Annotated in this window: 15 protein-coding genes; all 15 read left to right on the top strand. The window is 43.7% G+C overall.

The genetic code is table 11. The annotated features are described in order from the left end of the window. The first annotated feature begins 33 nt into the window (after positions 1-33). The 15 genes from AKG33_RS04865 (at position 34) to AKG33_RS04795 (ending at position 14611) form a co-directional block, all read left to right on the top strand. A complete protein-coding gene (locus AKG33_RS04865) occupies positions 34-903 on the top strand; it encodes a ParB/RepB/Spo0J family partition protein (protein ID WP_012031453.1) in 870 nt (289 codons plus the stop codon). A gap of 48 nt (positions 904-951) precedes the next feature. Further along, a complete protein-coding gene (locus AKG33_RS07280) occupies positions 952-1299 on the top strand; it encodes a hypothetical protein (RefSeq protein WP_123962261.1) in 348 nt (115 codons plus the stop codon). Positions 1300-1303: 4 nt separating this feature from the next. Then, positions 1304-2095: a F0F1 ATP synthase subunit A gene (gene atpB, locus AKG33_RS04855; RefSeq protein WP_012031452.1), complete on the top strand. Its 792-nt coding sequence runs from the start codon at positions 1304-1306 to the stop codon at positions 2093-2095. Between the two features lie 35 nt (positions 2096-2130). Then, positions 2131-2418 (top strand): F0F1 ATP synthase subunit C, encoded by a 288-nt coding sequence (atpE, locus tag AKG33_RS04850; RefSeq protein ID WP_012031451.1) that lies wholly within the window; start codon positions 2131-2133, stop codon positions 2416-2418. Positions 2419-2454: 36 nt separating this feature from the next. Continuing rightward, a complete protein-coding gene (locus AKG33_RS04845; protein ID WP_012031450.1) occupies positions 2455-2925 on the top strand; it encodes a F0F1 ATP synthase subunit B in 471 nt (156 codons plus the stop codon). Between the two features lies 1 nt (position 2926). Beyond that, a complete protein-coding gene (locus AKG33_RS04840) occupies positions 2927-3481 on the top strand; it encodes a F0F1 ATP synthase subunit delta (RefSeq protein WP_050708002.1) in 555 nt (184 codons plus the stop codon). A 1-nt stretch (position 3482) separates the two neighbouring features. Continuing rightward, positions 3483-5024: a F0F1 ATP synthase subunit alpha gene (gene atpA / locus AKG33_RS04835; RefSeq protein ID WP_012031448.1), complete on the top strand. Its 1542-nt coding sequence runs from the start codon at positions 3483-3485 to the stop codon at positions 5022-5024. A 9-nt stretch (positions 5025-5033) separates the two neighbouring features. Continuing rightward, positions 5034-5903: a F0F1 ATP synthase subunit gamma gene (gene atpG / locus AKG33_RS04830; RefSeq protein ID WP_012031447.1), complete on the top strand. Its 870-nt coding sequence runs from the start codon at positions 5034-5036 to the stop codon at positions 5901-5903. Positions 5904-5925: 22 nt separating this feature from the next. Then, a complete protein-coding gene (gene atpD, locus AKG33_RS04825) occupies positions 5926-7317 on the top strand; it encodes a F0F1 ATP synthase subunit beta (RefSeq protein WP_012031446.1) in 1392 nt (463 codons plus the stop codon). Positions 7318-7328: 11 nt separating this feature from the next. Continuing rightward, a complete protein-coding gene (locus AKG33_RS04820) occupies positions 7329-7760 on the top strand; it encodes a F0F1 ATP synthase subunit epsilon (RefSeq protein WP_012031445.1) in 432 nt (143 codons plus the stop codon). A 125-nt stretch (positions 7761-7885) separates the two neighbouring features. Next, positions 7886-9286: a bifunctional UDP-N-acetylglucosamine diphosphorylase/glucosamine-1-phosphate N-acetyltransferase GlmU gene (gene glmU / locus AKG33_RS04815; protein ID WP_012031444.1), complete on the top strand. Its 1401-nt coding sequence runs from the start codon at positions 7886-7888 to the stop codon at positions 9284-9286. Positions 9287-9335: 49 nt separating this feature from the next. Further along, positions 9336-9908 (top strand): hypothetical protein, encoded by a 573-nt coding sequence (locus AKG33_RS04810; protein ID WP_012031443.1) that lies wholly within the window; start codon positions 9336-9338, stop codon positions 9906-9908. Positions 9909-10044: 136 nt separating this feature from the next. Next, on the top strand, positions 10045-10545 hold the full coding sequence (locus AKG33_RS04805; protein ID WP_012031442.1) for a hypothetical protein: 501 nt from the start codon (positions 10045-10047) through the stop codon (positions 10543-10545). A gap of 169 nt (positions 10546-10714) precedes the next feature. Beyond that, the gene (locus AKG33_RS04800; RefSeq protein ID WP_012031441.1) at positions 10715-12433 is read left to right on the top strand and encodes a proline--tRNA ligase; all 1719 of its coding nucleotides are present in this window, start codon (positions 10715-10717) and stop codon (positions 12431-12433) included. Between the two features lie 57 nt (positions 12434-12490). Further along, positions 12491-14611: a 3-hydroxyacyl-CoA dehydrogenase family protein gene (locus tag AKG33_RS04795; RefSeq protein WP_012031440.1), complete on the top strand. Its 2121-nt coding sequence runs from the start codon at positions 12491-12493 to the stop codon at positions 14609-14611. Positions 14612-14613 lie beyond the last annotated feature (2 nt).

The raw sequence follows: 14613 nt of genomic DNA, 5'->3' as shown, positions 1-14613 counted from the left end.
GCGCTGTTTTTGTGGAAAATATTGGGAGAAATTGTGGTTAAAGAACCGCGTGAACACAGTCTAGAGCATTTATTGGGTGATTTTGCGCAACTCGATTGTTCTCATCACCGCGTTGAGGAAATTCCGCTCGTTCAATTGCAAGCAGGCGCATTTCAACCGCGCAAACATTTTTCCGCGCAGTCTTTGCAGGCGTTGATTGAATCGATTAAAAATTGCGGTATTTTGCACCCTTTAATTGTGCGAAAAACGCCGGCGGCACGTTATGAATTAATCGCTGGCGAACGGCGCGCGCGGGCGGCTAAAGCATTGGGTTGGGAAAAAGTGCCGTGCATTGTGCGAAATTATTCGGATCGCGAGGTGTTGTTGATTGCTTTGATCGAAAATGTTCAGCGCGCGGATTTGAATGTTTTAGAAACGGCGCAAGGTTTGCAGCGTTTGGTGGAAGAATGTCAACTGACGCATGAGCAGGTGGCGCGATCGATTGGCTGGCAACGTTCATCGGTGAGTAATATGTTGCGTTTGTTGGATTGTTGTGCCGCGGTGAAACAGGCTTTATGCGCGGAAGAAATTGAAATGGGACACGCGCGGGCTTTGTTGTCGTTATCAGAAATTGAGCAACGGCAAGCGCTTGAAAAAATTATCACTGGCGCGCTTAATGTGCGGCAGACGGAGCAATTGGTGCGGCGAATGAAGGCAAAAAATGCGGCGCATTGTGTAGAAAAGTCTCGTCAAAAAGAAGTGGAAATCGTTGATTTAGAAGAAAAATTAAGTCAATTTATGGGTTATCGTGTATCGATAAATGCGCAGAAAGGGGGAAAAGGTTCGCTGGTTTTGCATTACCAAAATCTCGATGAGTTAGAAGGAATTTTAGATAAATGGGGTTATCAGAGATTTTCTAATTAACTAATTATATTGATTAGTTCTGATTTTTATAATTTTTAAGCTATAAAAGTGAAGCATTTATTGATAAAATTAGCCGCCTTGCAGGCAGTAATTGGTGTTTTTTTAGTTTTTATTGCATTGATAACGCCGTTGCGTACCCAATGGGATAGTTTGGCAGTAGGGAGCGGAGTTGCTCTACTTTCAACGTGTTCCATGTGGTTTGTTTTTTGGCGCCTGCCGGAAGTGATGTCTGCAAAACAGTTGTATAAAACTTTTTGGGGATGCGAAATCATAAAGTGGGGGACAATGATAACTGCATTGGTGGTTTTTATGCCGCATCATGCAGCGCTAGCAGTAGCGGTTGGTTTTTCAATAACGTACGTTTCCTCTTACATATTGATGATTTTAATGGAGTAAGAATATGGCTACTGGCGGCGAAATGACGAGTGCTGAAATTATTCATCATCACATGGTTAATTTGACTGTGGGCGAGGGATTTTGGGCGCTTCATCTCGATACGTTGTTTTTTTCAATTTTATTAGGCTGCTCTTTTTGTTGGCTTTTTTACTCAATTGGAAAAAAGGCAGAAAGCGGTGTTCCCGGATTTGCGCAGAATGTTGCCGAAATGGTTTTTGATTTTATCGATAACACCGTGAAGGGATTTTTTGGCGAATCGCGTAGTGATATTGGTTCGTTGGCGTTGACGCTTTTTTGCTGGATTTTCTTTTGGAACGTCATGGATTTAATTCCCGTGGATTTGTTGCCCAGCATGGCAAAATTGATTGGGATTCCTTATTTAAAAATTGTTCCTTCTACCGATCCTAATGCCACTTTTGCATTGTCGATTTCAGTGGTCTTAATCACTTTAGTTTATACCTTTAGGAATAATCACGGCCTTTTGGGAATGCTGCGGGCGATGGGTACTCACCCTTTTGAGTCGTCTGGTTTAATTGGCAAAATTCTTTTATTTCCAGCAAATTTTGCTTTGAGAATTGTTGAAGATATGGCAAAAATCGTGTCCTTATCTTTGCGGTTATTCGGTAATTTGTTCGCTGGAGAGATTGTCTTTATTTTGATTACTTTTTTACCTTTTTGGAGCCAGTGGGTTCCGGGCGGCGCGTGGGCAATTTTCCATATTCTTGTGGTAACTTTACAAGCTTATGTTTTTATGATTTTAACGATTGTCTATATGTCAATGGTTGAAAAGCACTGATTTTATTCCATTTATTAAATTTAAAGGAGCTTACAATGGAAAATTTAACAGCAATTGCTGATGTTCAGATAGCAAGTATTTTCGCTGTAACTGTGATTTTATGTGTTGCAGCAGTCAGTACTGCGGTAGGTTTTGCGGTTTTAGGGGGGAAATTTATTGAAAGCGTTGCTCGTCAACCAGAAATGATGAATAGCTTACAAGTTAAATTTTTCATTATTGCCGGATTGCTTGATGCGATTTCTATGATTGCAGTTGTTGTTGCCTTGATTATGGTCTTTGGTAATCCCATGCTTGGAGCCGTGTTATCAGCAATATCAGGTTAGTTTATTCCCTTTTCTACTCAAAGGAGTTGGCATCATATGAATATCAATGTGACGCTGATTGGTCAGATGGGGACTTTTTTAGTCTTTTGGTGGTTTGTTAATAAAGTGATTTGGCCGATGTTTGCAAACATTGCGACAGAAAGACAGCGCAAAATTGCAGATGGTTTAAATATGGCAGATAAAGCAAAATTTGCCGTACAAGAAGCAGAACACCAATCTCAGGAAATTTTGAGTAAAGCAAAGATGCAAGCCGCAGAAATTGTGTCGCGGGCAAATAAAGAAGCCAGTGAGATGATTGCACAAGCCAAGGAACAAGCGCAACGCAGTAGCGAAGCCGAAGTTTTGCAAGCTCATGTTCAAATTGAGCAGGAAAAACGTCAAGTACGAGACGAATTGCGTGCGCAATTGTCGCATTTGGTCATCGCGGGTGCGGAAAAAGTGCTGGGACGCGAAGTCAATGATCGTGATCACGAGCGTTTATTACATGAATTAACAGAGAAGTTCTAATATGTCGCAAACTGAAACCATTGCCAGACCTTACGCTAAAGCCGTTTTTGAGCAAGCGGTGGAAACGGAGTCTGTTGCTAACTGGATTGATTTTCTTGAAATTGCGAGCGCTTTTGTAAGCAATGAAGCGGTGAAGGAGCATTTGGCTTCGGCATCGTTTATGGAAAATTTTTTAGTTTGGTTTGAGCAATTTTTGGTTGAATCTCGTGGTGAAGCGCTATCCGAGCAAGAGCGAAATTTTCTAAACGTATTAAATCAGCAAGGTCGAATGGCGATTGTGCCTGAAATCGCAACGCAATTTAAGCAACTTTATTATTCTGCGCAGAACGTTTGTAAAGCAACCGTTTATACCGCGCTGGCTTTAGATGAAAAGCAGAAAAAGGAGCTTCAAGCGACGATTGAGAGAAACGTTCATCGCGAAGTAGTTTTAGACGTTCGCGAAGAACCGGCGCTGATTGCTGGTGTTCGGATTGAATACGACGGTATGGTGATTGACCAATCCGCGCGCGGTAGACTGGAACGGTTTGCTCGAATGCTTGATGAATCAAGGAATTAATATGCAATTAAATGCTTCAGAAATCAGTAGTTTTATCAAGGATAAAATTGCTGATTACGATAACAAGGTTGAAAATAAAGCCGAGGGAACGATTGTTAACGTTTCCGATGGTATCGTTCAAATACAAGGTCTTAGCCAAGCGATGCTTGGGGAAATGATTGAGTTACCCAATGGCAATTTTGCACTGGCGATGAACTTGGAACGCGATAGTGTTGGCGCCGTGGTTTTGGGGGCATACGAGCATTTACGCGAAGGTGATAAAGTTCATTGCACGGGGCGTATTTTAGAAGTGCCTGTGGGACGTGGTTTATTGGGGCGCGTTGTTGATGCTTTGGGGAATCCCATTGATGGTAAAGGAAAAATTGACGCTGAAGGCAGTTCACCGGTAGAAAAAATTGCACCGGGTGTTATTGAACGTCAATCCGTTGATCAACCGCTGCAAACAGGTTTGAAAGCCATCGATTCCATGGTTCCATTGGGTCGCGGACAACGTGAATTAATTATCGGCGACCGGCAAACGGGTAAAACGGCGATTGCTATTGATGCCATCATCAATCAGAAAAATACGGGCGTTATTTGTATTTATGTTGCAATTGGGCAAAAAGCCTCTTCCATCGCTTCTGTTGTGCGTAAATTGGAAGAAGCCGATGCATTAAAACATACGATCGTGGTTGCCGCTTCCGCTTCAACTTCTGCTGCAATGCAATATATCGCTCCTTATTCTGGTTGTGCGATGGGTGAGTTCTTCCGCGATCGTGGGGAAGATGCACTGATTATTTATGACGATTTAACTAAACAAGCATGGGCATACCGTCAGGTTTCTTTATTGTTACGTCGTCCGCCAGGTCGAGAAGCTTATCCGGGCGATGTTTTTTATTTGCACTCTCGTTTGCTTGAACGGGCAGCGCGTATCAACGCTAAAGAAGTGGAACGTTTAACAGCTGGAAAAGTCAAAGGAAAAACAGGTTCATTGACGGCGTTGCCGATTATTGAAACGCAAGCGGGCGACGTTTCCGCGTTCGTGCCGACAAACGTAATTTCCATTACTGACGGTCAAATTTTCTTGGAAACGGATTTATTTAACTCTGGTATTCGTCCGGCAATTAATGCGGGATTGTCCGTTTCTCGTGTTGGCGGTGCAGCTCAAACCCAGATTATTAAAAAATTAGGCGGCGGTATCCGTTTAGCGTTGGCGCAATATCGTGAACTGGCAGCTTTTGCTCAATTTGCTTCTGATTTAGATGAAGCTACTCGTAAACAATTGGAACACGGTCAACGAGTAACGGAATTAATGAAGCAAAAACAATATGCTCCGTTGAGTGTTGCGGAAATGGCAATATCTTTGTTTGCTGCGGATAAAGGTTATTTAGATACCGTTGCCGTTGAAGATATTATGGCTTACGAAACCGCGCTTTTATCGTTTATGCGGGAAAATCATGCCGATTTAATGAATACCATTAATACCACTGGCAAATATGATGAAGCCGTACAAACGGGCTTGAAAGAAGCGCTCGATGCTTTCGTTGAAAAGCGCTCTTTATAAGGATTTGTTATGTCAAATGCCAAAGAAATCCGCAGTCAGATAAAAAGCGTTAAAAGTACGCAAAAAATAACAAAAGCGATGGAAATGGTTGCCGCATCAAAAGTGCGGCGCGTGCAAAATTATATGCGCGGCGGTAGACCTTATGCCGAACATATTCAACGCGTTATCGCACACTTGGTGCGTGCTTCTTCGAGTACGCTGCACCCTTTTTTGGTTAAACCAGAAAAGGTGGAGACGGTTGGTTATATTGTTATTTCCACCGATCGGGGATTATGCGGTGGATTAAATATTAATTTGTTTAAAACGCTTTGGCAGCATATATGCGGCGAGCAAAAAAAAGGTCACAAGATTGTGGCAACCGTGTTTGGGCGCAAAGGTGTGGCTTTTTTAAATCGTGCACAAGTACCGTTGTTATCAACCATTGAAAATTATCCTGAAGAACCGCAAACACACGAACTCATCGGCGCAATTTATCCGATGATTGAAGGCTTTAATCGTGGGGAAATTCAAAAAATTTACATTGTTGGCAATGTGTTTGAAAACGCGATGACGCAAAAACCAACAATTACCCAATTATTGCCTGCATCGGTGCAATTTGCCGATGGTATGACCGCAAAACATGCTTGGGATTATATTTATGAACCCAATGCAGAAAGTATTTTGGACACTCTATTGAAAAGATACTTAGAATTTACGGTAAAACAAGCGGTTGCGGAAAATATTGCTTGTGAAATGTCGGCACGCATGTTGGCGATGAAAAGCGCTTCTGACAATGCCGGCGCGTTAATTAAAGAATTGCAGTTGAAATACAATAAAGCACGACAAACAGCGATTACCCAAGAATTAACTGAAATTGTCGCCGGCGCAGATGCGGTTTAATACATTGAAAGAGGTTTTATAAATGAGCACTGGAAAGATTGTTCAAATCATTGGCGCGGTTGTCGATATTGAATTTCCGGCAGCGGAAATGCCAAATATTAATGATGCTTTAGTTTCTCAAGAAGCAAATGTTACATTTGAAGTGCAACAACTTTTGGGCGATGGCGTCGTGCGTACCATTGCGATGGGATCTTCTGATGGATTAAGACGCGGTATGGTGATCGAAAATACGGGTGACGCGATTAAAGTCCCTGTTGGCAAGGCAACTTTAGGGCGGATTATGAACGTTTTAGGGGAACCCGTTGATCACGGCGGCGCAATCAACGCTGAAGATAAATGGTCAATTCACCGCGCGGCTCCTGCTTACGATGAATTATCCAACTCAACTGAATTACTGGAAACCGGTATTAAAGTGATTGATTTACTGTGTCCTTTTGCTAAAGGCGGTAAAGTGGGATTATTCGGCGGCGCGGGCGTGGGCAAAACCGTCAATATGATGGAATTGATTCGCAATATTGCCGTTGAACATAGCGGTTATTCTGTTTTTGCTGGCGTCGGTGAACGTACCCGTGAAGGTAACGACTTCTACTACGAAATGAAAGAATCAGACGTGCTCGATAAAGTTTCTTTGGTATACGGACAAATGAACGAGCCGGCTGGTAACCGTTTCCGCGTCGCTTTAACTGGTTTAACAATGGCAGAGTATTTCCGCGAAGAAGGGCGTGACGTTTTATTTTTCGTGGATAATATTTACCGCTACACTTTGGCTGGAACGGAAGTTTCTGCGCTATTGGGACGAATGCCGTCCGCGGTGGGTTATCAACCAACGCTCGCCGAAGAAATGGGTAAATTACAAGAACGAATTGCCTCAACTAAGAAAGGCTCAATTACTTCAATTCAAGCTGTTTACGTGCCCGCGGACGACTTAACCGACCCTTCACCAGCAACAACTTTTGCGCATTTGGACTCTACCGTTGTTTTGTCGCGGCAAATTGCTGAATTGGGTATTTATCCGGCGGTTGATCCGTTGGATTCCACTTCTCGTCAGCTCGATCCACTGGTTGTTGGCGAAGAACATTATTCCACCGCGCGCCGTGTGCAAGGTGTTTTGCAACGCTATAAAGAATTGCGCGATATTATTGCTATTTTGGGTATGGACGAATTATCCGAAGACGATAAAGCCGTGGTTACACGGGCGCGTAAAGTGCAACGGTTTTTGTCACAACCCTTTTTCGTTGCTGAAGTATTTACCGGCGCGCCGGGAAAATATGTGCCGCTCAAAGATACCATTCGCGATTTTAAAGCGATTGTTGATGGCGAATATGATCATTTGCCGGAACAAGCGTTTTATATGGTGGGATCGATGGAAGAAGCCGTGGCTAAAGCAGAAAAAATGCAAGCAGAACATAAATAAAGGCGGCGATGATGAGTACTCCTTTTCAAGTTTATATCGTCAGTCCGGATCGCGCTTTATTTAGTGGTGAAGTGGTGCAAATTGTTGCGCCGGCGGAGTATGGCGAATTGGGAATTTTGTCTAATCATATTCCGTTGATAGCAACGTTGAAACCAGGACAAGTGCGCCTGACCAAAAGCGATGGTGAAGAAGAAGTGTTGTATGTTTCGGGGGGATTTATCGAAGTTCAATCTAAACAAACAATTATTCTTGCTGACGAAGCCGCGCGCGCCGCGGAACTTGATGAAGAGAAAATTAAGGAAGCCAAAGCCCGCGCTGAAAAACTCATTAAATCTCCAGATGGTGAGATTAATTATGAGAGAATGAAAAATTATGAAAAAATGCAAATTGAACTCGTGCAATTGACCGCTCAATTGGCGGCAATTCGGCGGCATCGTCAATAACGCATTAAGGGTAAATGAAACGCCGACAAAGCCGTCGGCGTTTTTATTTGTTTGATTTTTATAGAAAAATACTTTTTTGCATCTCGTGGTAAAATACCGCGCCTAAAAAGTATTGGGATAAAATTATGCTTCATAAATCCGTATTAGGTTTGGTTTTAGCGGCTGGAATGGGAACAAGAATGCGTTCAAACCAATCGAAAGCATTACAAATGATCGGTGGTAAACCGATGATTGCGCATTTACTTGCATCGATGCAAGAAACGAATCTGTTAACGCATCAAGCGATTGTTTATGGTTATCGCGGTGAAGCATTGCAGGCGGCGTTAAAAGCTGATTTTCCTAATGTTTTTTGGGTAAAACAAGAGCAACAATTGGGAACGGGGGACGCCGTAAAAAGCGCCACCGCGTTAATCGAACAGCATGATTTAACGTTAATTGCGTTTGCTGATATTCCCTTAATTCGTCCGCACACTTTGCAACAATTGCTTCATTCGGCGGCTCAACATGGTTTTGCAATTCTCACCGCACAAATGGAAAATCCTTTTGGTTATGGACGCATCATTCATGATGAAACGGGCGGCGTGTGCGCGATTGTCGAAGAAAAAGATGCTAATCGTGAACAAAAAAATATTCGTGAAATTAACGTTGGCGTGATGGCGGTTAAACAAGAATGGTTGTTAACTTATTTGCCGCGTTTGGAAAATCATAACGCTCAAGGTGAATTTTATTTATCCGATTTGGTGGAACTGATTGCGCGGGACGGTCATTTTATCGAGAGTTTTTGTTTGGAATCCGCTGATGAAGCAATGGGCGCCAATGATCGCGCGCAATTAGCGGCGCTCGAAGCAGTGTATCGTCAACGAAAAGTGCAGGAATTATTTGCTCAAGGCGTAACGCTAATTGATCCCAATCGGATTGATATTCATGGCACGGTTATTGCGGGCGCTGATGTTGTTATTGAACCGAACGTTTTTTTAAAAGGAACGGTTGTGATTGGTGACGGTGTAACGATTGAAAGCGGTTGTTGTTTAAAAGATTGCGAAATTGGTCGCAACACCATTATTCGCAGTCATAGCGTGATTGATACGGCAACTATTGGCGCGCAAGCTGATATTGGACCTTTTGCGCGCATTCGTCCGCAAACTGTAATTGCTGACGGCGGAAAAATCGGCAATTTTGTTGAAATTAAAGCGGCAAAAATTGGTCAAGAAAGTAAAGTGAACCATTTGAGTTACATCGGCGATGCGCATATTGGCGCAAAAGTTAATGTGGGCGCGGGCACGATTACGTGCAATTATGATGGCGCGGCAAAACACCCAACTTTTATTGGCGATCACGTTTTTATCGGTTCAAATACGGCATTAGTGGCGCCGGTTACCATTAAAAATGGCGCAACTATTGGCGCGGGATCGGTGATTACGCGTGATGTTGCCGCGGATACTTTAGCGCTGACGCGTCCAAAATTAACCCAAATTGAACATTGGCGCCGTCCCCAAAAAAAGAAAGAGCATAAAAATGACGCATAAATCAGCGTTCATTTTGCATCTATAATCCATTGTAAATAAGGAGCAGGTTATGAAAAAAATGTTTTTCACAGCAATGATGATGGTAACGGTGTGCGCGGGTGCACAAAGTGTGACTGATTCTGCCGAACCGCGTCCTCATTCAAAAGTAACCGTGGAAACGGTAACCAAAAAAACGGTGACGTTAACCGAAGTTAAAGATGGCACGGCAACGTTAATTGGCACTACAACCAGCGTTGAACCTAGCGTTGAGCAAACGGTAATTGAAGCGCCTTCTCGCGCGTTATCTGAAGCGGTTGTGGTAAATCCTGATATGGATATTGCGCAAACGGTTGCGGCAATTAAAAAGCAAGTTCATGTTTTAGAAACGTCGGAAGATTTTTCTCAACAGCTTTCCGCGGCGCAGGAATTGTCACAATGGTTGGGGCAAGCGCAAGCATTAATCGCTGCAAACGATCAATTCGCTACAAATGAAAAAACGCGTTTAACCGCTACTTTGGAACAATTGCGCAAATATTCCGCCGATATTGAATCGCAAATTCAAGCGCAAGATGATTTGGAAATACAATCGGCTTTGGCATCGATCGTTGATGTGATGTCTAAAGAATCTTTGTTTTCTAAATGAAAATAATGCTTGCGATATCATGGCGTAAGGATAAATCATTTTCATTTTGACATAGCCGCAGATTCTCAAATCGTGCTATGCTAGAAACGAGCGCTGCGTAAGCGTTATGTTTATTTTAAAAAAAGGATCAGCCATCATGAAAAGAACTCTAGTTGCTGCTGTTTTGTTTATGGGCATGATGCTCACGCCTGTATGGGCTCAAAGTGTTCCTTCTCACTTGCAAAACAGAGATGATGTTGTTTATAAATGGACGGAGGGCGGTAAAGTTCACTACGGCAAACGTCCACCGCGCGGCATTGAAGCTTATATCGTATTGAATAAGCAAGGCATGGAATTATCGCAAGAACGCATCGGTGAGCACAATATTATTCGTCCGTTGCGTAGTTTTGAAAGTAGTGACCCTAACGTCGAAATCAGCAGCGATTCAAGCAATAACGGCAAAATGTCTGCGGAAGAAAAAGCGTGGAGAAAAAAGAATTGCGATCAAGCGCGGCATTATTTAGCAATATTGCAAGGCAAACAAACCGTTTATGAAGATGACGGCAACGGCAATGCTGTTCCATTATCACCCGAGATGATCGCGCAACGCCTAGAACAAACACAATCTGAAATAGAAACTTATTGTAGTCAACAGTAATTGAATTGGGTGCATATGTTGCAGCGTTAAAAGACGGGATCTTAATTTCAAACTTCCTCGATTTTGCTGTGCGTTTCGCCGTAGAAATTTAAATCATAAAACAAATAGAGACTGTGCGTGATGTACGGTCTTTATTGCATTGGCTTATAACCTATTTTTAAGGACAAAAATGAGATTATCGCAATTTTGGTTAGTAACAAAAAAAGAAAGTCCAGCAGAAGCGGAAGTGATCAGTCATCAATTAATGCTGCGCGCCGGCATGATTCGTCAAACTGCGGTCGGCATTTATTCATGGCTGCCGTTGGGATTACGGGTATTAAATAAAGTAAGCGCCATTATTCGTGAAGAAATGGATCGCGCGGGCGCTTTAGAAGTAGTGATGCCGGCAGCGCAACCGGCGGAATTATGGCAAGAATCCGGACGTTGGCATGCTTATGGTCCTGAATTACAGCGTTTTATTGATCGGCATCAGCGCGATTATTGCATCGGACCGACGCATGAAGAAGTCGTTACCGATTTAGTGCGTCGGGATTTGAGCAGTTATAAACAATTGCCCGTTAATCTCTATCAAATTCAAACCAAATTTCGCGATGAAATCCGTCCGCGATTTGGCGTCATGCGCGGGCGAGAATTCGTGATGAAAGACGGCTACTCTTTCGATTTAGACGTTGCCGGCATGAAGAATTCTTATCAAAAAATGTACGACGCCTATTGTCGGATTTTTGATCGTTTGGGATTAAATTATCGACCGGTGATTGCTGATAACGGCGCCATCGGTGGTACCGGTTCCCATGAATTTCACGTGCTCGCTGAAACCGGAGAAGACAGCATCGCCTTTTCCAATGCCAGTGATTACGCCGCCAACATTGAAAAAGCAGAAGCATTGCCGCCGACCAAACCGCGTCCGGCGCCCAGTTTGGAGATGGAGAAACGCGCAACGCCAGATTGCAAAACAATTGCGCAATTAGTTGAACGCTATCAATTGCCGATTGAAAAAACTTTAAAAACTTTACTGGTTGAAGGCGCTGACGGCGGCATCGTGGCGCTGGTTTTGCGCGGCGATCACGAATTAAATACGATTAAAGCCGAACAATTGCCGGAAGTGGCAAAACCTTTCTCGCTTGCTGAAGAAAGCAAAGTGCGCGGATTAATGGGCGCTGGTTTTGGTTCTTTAGGACCAGTCGGTTTAAAAGCCTTATCCGTGCCCGTTATTGTGGATCACAGCGCCGCGATTTGTGCTGATTTTGTGGTCGGTGCGAATGAAGACGGTTATCACTATTTCAACGTCAACTGGGAGCGCGATGCTGAAATCACGCGCACTGCCGATATTCGTAACGTTGTTGAAGGCGATCCTTCTCCTGACGGTCAGGGCACTTTATTAATTCGTCGTGGCATTGAAGTGGGGCACGTGTTCCAATTAGGCGAAAAATATTCCAAAGCGATGAATCTTACCGTGCCGCTCGAAGATGGAACTTTATGCACGCCGCTGATGGGCTGCTACGGCATTGGCGTAACGCGCGTTATTGCTGCTGCGATTGAACAAAATCATGATGAAAACGGCATTATTTGGTCAAAAGAATTGGCGCCGTTTAGCGTTGCGATTTTGCCGATTAATGCTGATAAATCCGAAGCCGTGCGCGATGCTGCCGAAGCGTTATATCAAAAATTTTTGCAAGCTGGCGTGGACGTGGTTTTAGATGACCGCAATCGCCGCGCGGGCGTAATGTTTGCAGATATTGATTTAATCGGCATTCCAGCGCGGATTGTGATTTCGGATAAAACGTTGGCAACGGGCAGCGTTGAATTTAAACGCCGTAACGAGCAAGAAACCTTCCATATTTCTCTTGAAGAAATTGTTGCCCAATTTTGTGCAGAAGAAAAACACTAAACGCAATTTTTGCGGTTCAGCGTTGGGTCGGTTGCTTGAATTTAAAGGATTTCTTGAATGAGTTATCAGCTTTCCGATAAATTCTATACGCAACCGGCAATTTTGGGCGCAACCGAACAAGGCGCATTGATTGCGGCATTGTTTGCCAATATTGGGTTGCGCGTCAAAATCTACGATCGACCGCAGGAAGGTGAAAATCCCGAAAAAGATATTGAGCTGGCAATTGATCATTTATTGCAACTTTTCCCGCAACCTTTTTCGGGACAAGAAGCGGTAACTTTAATTGAAGCGCGCAACGTTCGCGATCATCAACACGAATTGCGCGACCACGATTTAATCATCGAATGTTACAACGGCGATATTCGAGAAAAACAAGCGTGGTTTTCGCGGTTGGCGCCGGCTTTTGCTAAGAATGCGGCGATTTTATCGTTAAGCATGGGGGATTGCGTTGAAGAAGTGGCGCAAGCTTTGCCGGCGGGATTGCGTCCGCGCTTTATTGGCGCGCATTTTTTCTTTCAACCGCGCCTGCATCGTTTAATTGAACTCATTCCCACGCCGCGCACGGAACAACGGTTACTCGCAGAAATCACGCATTTTTTGCAAAATATTTTGGGATCCATTCCCATCGTCGTTGCCGATAACGCGAATTTTGTTGCCAAACGCATGTTAACGTTTGCCATTTGTAGCGCTTTTTTTCATGCGCGCCAATTGCGTTTGGACGCTACCACTTTAGAACGCATTACCGCTTATTTAACGGGTAAACAGCAGGGGTTTTGTAATCAATTGCACGTAATGGGGCGCGATGCTTTTATGGCGCTATATCAACGCATTTCCGCTTCCGATCACGAGCGTTTCGGTCATTTATTAGAAATGCCGGAAGAAACGTTGTTTCAACCGCATAAAATTCTGCGCGGTACGATTAACGAAGAATTATTTATCATTTTAGAAACCCGCAATTGGACGGCGTTGCGTCAATTAAATACCACAGAAGCGCAATTTATCGCCAATTATTTGCGCGATTGGTGGCAGTTTTTAATGCATATTGCTGAACAAGAACGCATCAGCGGCGAGCAAATTGATATGATTCTGCAACATGCTTTTGGCTGGATGTTGCCGCAATACCAATTATTACAAGATTTTTCACCGGCACAAGTCTACAGCAGCACAAAATACGACCGCGATCAGGAAAAAGTTCATTATCCGTTATCTCATTTATGGCGCCGGCGCGTGCGCAAAGAAACGCTTTCCGAGCAAGAAGATGATTTTACGGAGCAATGTCAACCGTTTTATCAAGGGCAATATAGCCGCACTTTGTGTTATCAAGAGCGTTTATTGGTTTGGCAACCGCTGGAGCCAGTTTTTGGATTTTTGCCGCCGGTTTTATCGGAACTTTATACAACGATTAACGATGCCCGCTGTAACCGTTATGCTTTGATGATTTATCACCACGGTAAACAATTCGGCGGCATGCGGCAGTGGGGCAAAATTGTTGACGATCAAGCTGATTTTCTCTCCGAGCAAGCATTATTACGCGATACTTTAGTGGCGCTGCGTATGTTGCCGCAACCGGTCGTATTATCGATTAGCGGCGCGTTAATTGATCACGGTTGCGCGATTATGATGCAGGCGGATCGCATTATTTGTGATGTGGATTTATCTTGGCGTTTGAAAGCGTTGGATTACGATTTGCCACCGTTAGGAGGCATGTGGTTTGAATGGCTGCATCGTTTGCCGACTTTATCCACCGAATTACGTTTATTACAAATTCATACCGTTTTATTGTGTTTATTTGGCAGCGGCGGCATTAATAGCGTACACGCAGCGCGGGATTTTGGCATTTTGCGTAGCCACGATCGTATGGTGATGAATCCTTCGCAATTGCCACATATTACGCAATCCGTTGCCGATGCTTGGATGGATATGCCACAAGCGCGCCCGATGCGTTATCCCATTCATAAATTGAATAAAAACGAAATGAATTATTTATTTAAACGCAGTCACGAATGTGCGCAGCAAGCGTTATATTGCGATTGTGTGCGTTTATTGGGTTCGCCGAAACAAAAATCGATTTTGTCTTTTCGGCAATTTTTAGAAGAAGAAGCAGCGATGTTTAACCGTCATTTGGTAACACCGGTTAAATTTTTGCGTAAACGTAAATACGCGCACCGCGTGCAATAAAA

Origin of the sequence: Dichelobacter nodosus, from assembly GCF_001263335.1 — a bacterium.
GTDB lineage: Bacteria > Pseudomonadota > Gammaproteobacteria > Cardiobacteriales > Cardiobacteriaceae > Dichelobacter > Dichelobacter nodosus.
The sequence above is the reverse complement of the archived record's forward strand: the minus strand, read 5'-3'. Positions and strand labels throughout refer to the sequence as shown.

Excerpts from the sequence above, each read along its gene's own strand:
- atpB (WP_012031452.1), top strand. The coding sequence starts at position 1,304 with ATGGCTACTGGCGGCGAAATGACGAGTGCTGAAATTATTCATCATCAC.
- atpE (WP_012031451.1), top strand. The coding sequence starts at position 2,131 with ATGGAAAATTTAACAGCAATTGCTGATGTTCAGATAGCAAGTATTTTC.
- AKG33_RS04845 (WP_012031450.1), top strand. The coding sequence starts at position 2,455 with ATGAATATCAATGTGACGCTGATTGGTCAGATGGGGACTTTTTTAGTC.
- AKG33_RS04840 (WP_050708002.1), top strand. The coding sequence starts at position 2,927 with ATGTCGCAAACTGAAACCATTGCCAGACCTTACGCTAAAGCCGTTTTT.
- atpA (WP_012031448.1), top strand. The coding sequence starts at position 3,483 with ATGCAATTAAATGCTTCAGAAATCAGTAGTTTTATCAAGGATAAAATT.
- atpG (WP_012031447.1), top strand. The coding sequence starts at position 5,034 with ATGTCAAATGCCAAAGAAATCCGCAGTCAGATAAAAAGCGTTAAAAGT.
- atpD (WP_012031446.1), top strand. The coding sequence starts at position 5,926 with ATGAGCACTGGAAAGATTGTTCAAATCATTGGCGCGGTTGTCGATATT.
- AKG33_RS04820 (WP_012031445.1), top strand. The coding sequence starts at position 7,329 with ATGAGTACTCCTTTTCAAGTTTATATCGTCAGTCCGGATCGCGCTTTA.
- glmU (WP_012031444.1), top strand. The coding sequence starts at position 7,886 with ATGCTTCATAAATCCGTATTAGGTTTGGTTTTAGCGGCTGGAATGGGA.
- AKG33_RS04810 (WP_012031443.1), top strand. The coding sequence starts at position 9,336 with ATGAAAAAAATGTTTTTCACAGCAATGATGATGGTAACGGTGTGCGCG.
- AKG33_RS04805 (WP_012031442.1), top strand. The coding sequence starts at position 10,045 with ATGAAAAGAACTCTAGTTGCTGCTGTTTTGTTTATGGGCATGATGCTC.
- AKG33_RS04800 (WP_012031441.1), top strand. The coding sequence starts at position 10,715 with ATGAGATTATCGCAATTTTGGTTAGTAACAAAAAAAGAAAGTCCAGCA.
- AKG33_RS04795 (WP_012031440.1), top strand. The coding sequence starts at position 12,491 with ATGAGTTATCAGCTTTCCGATAAATTCTATACGCAACCGGCAATTTTG.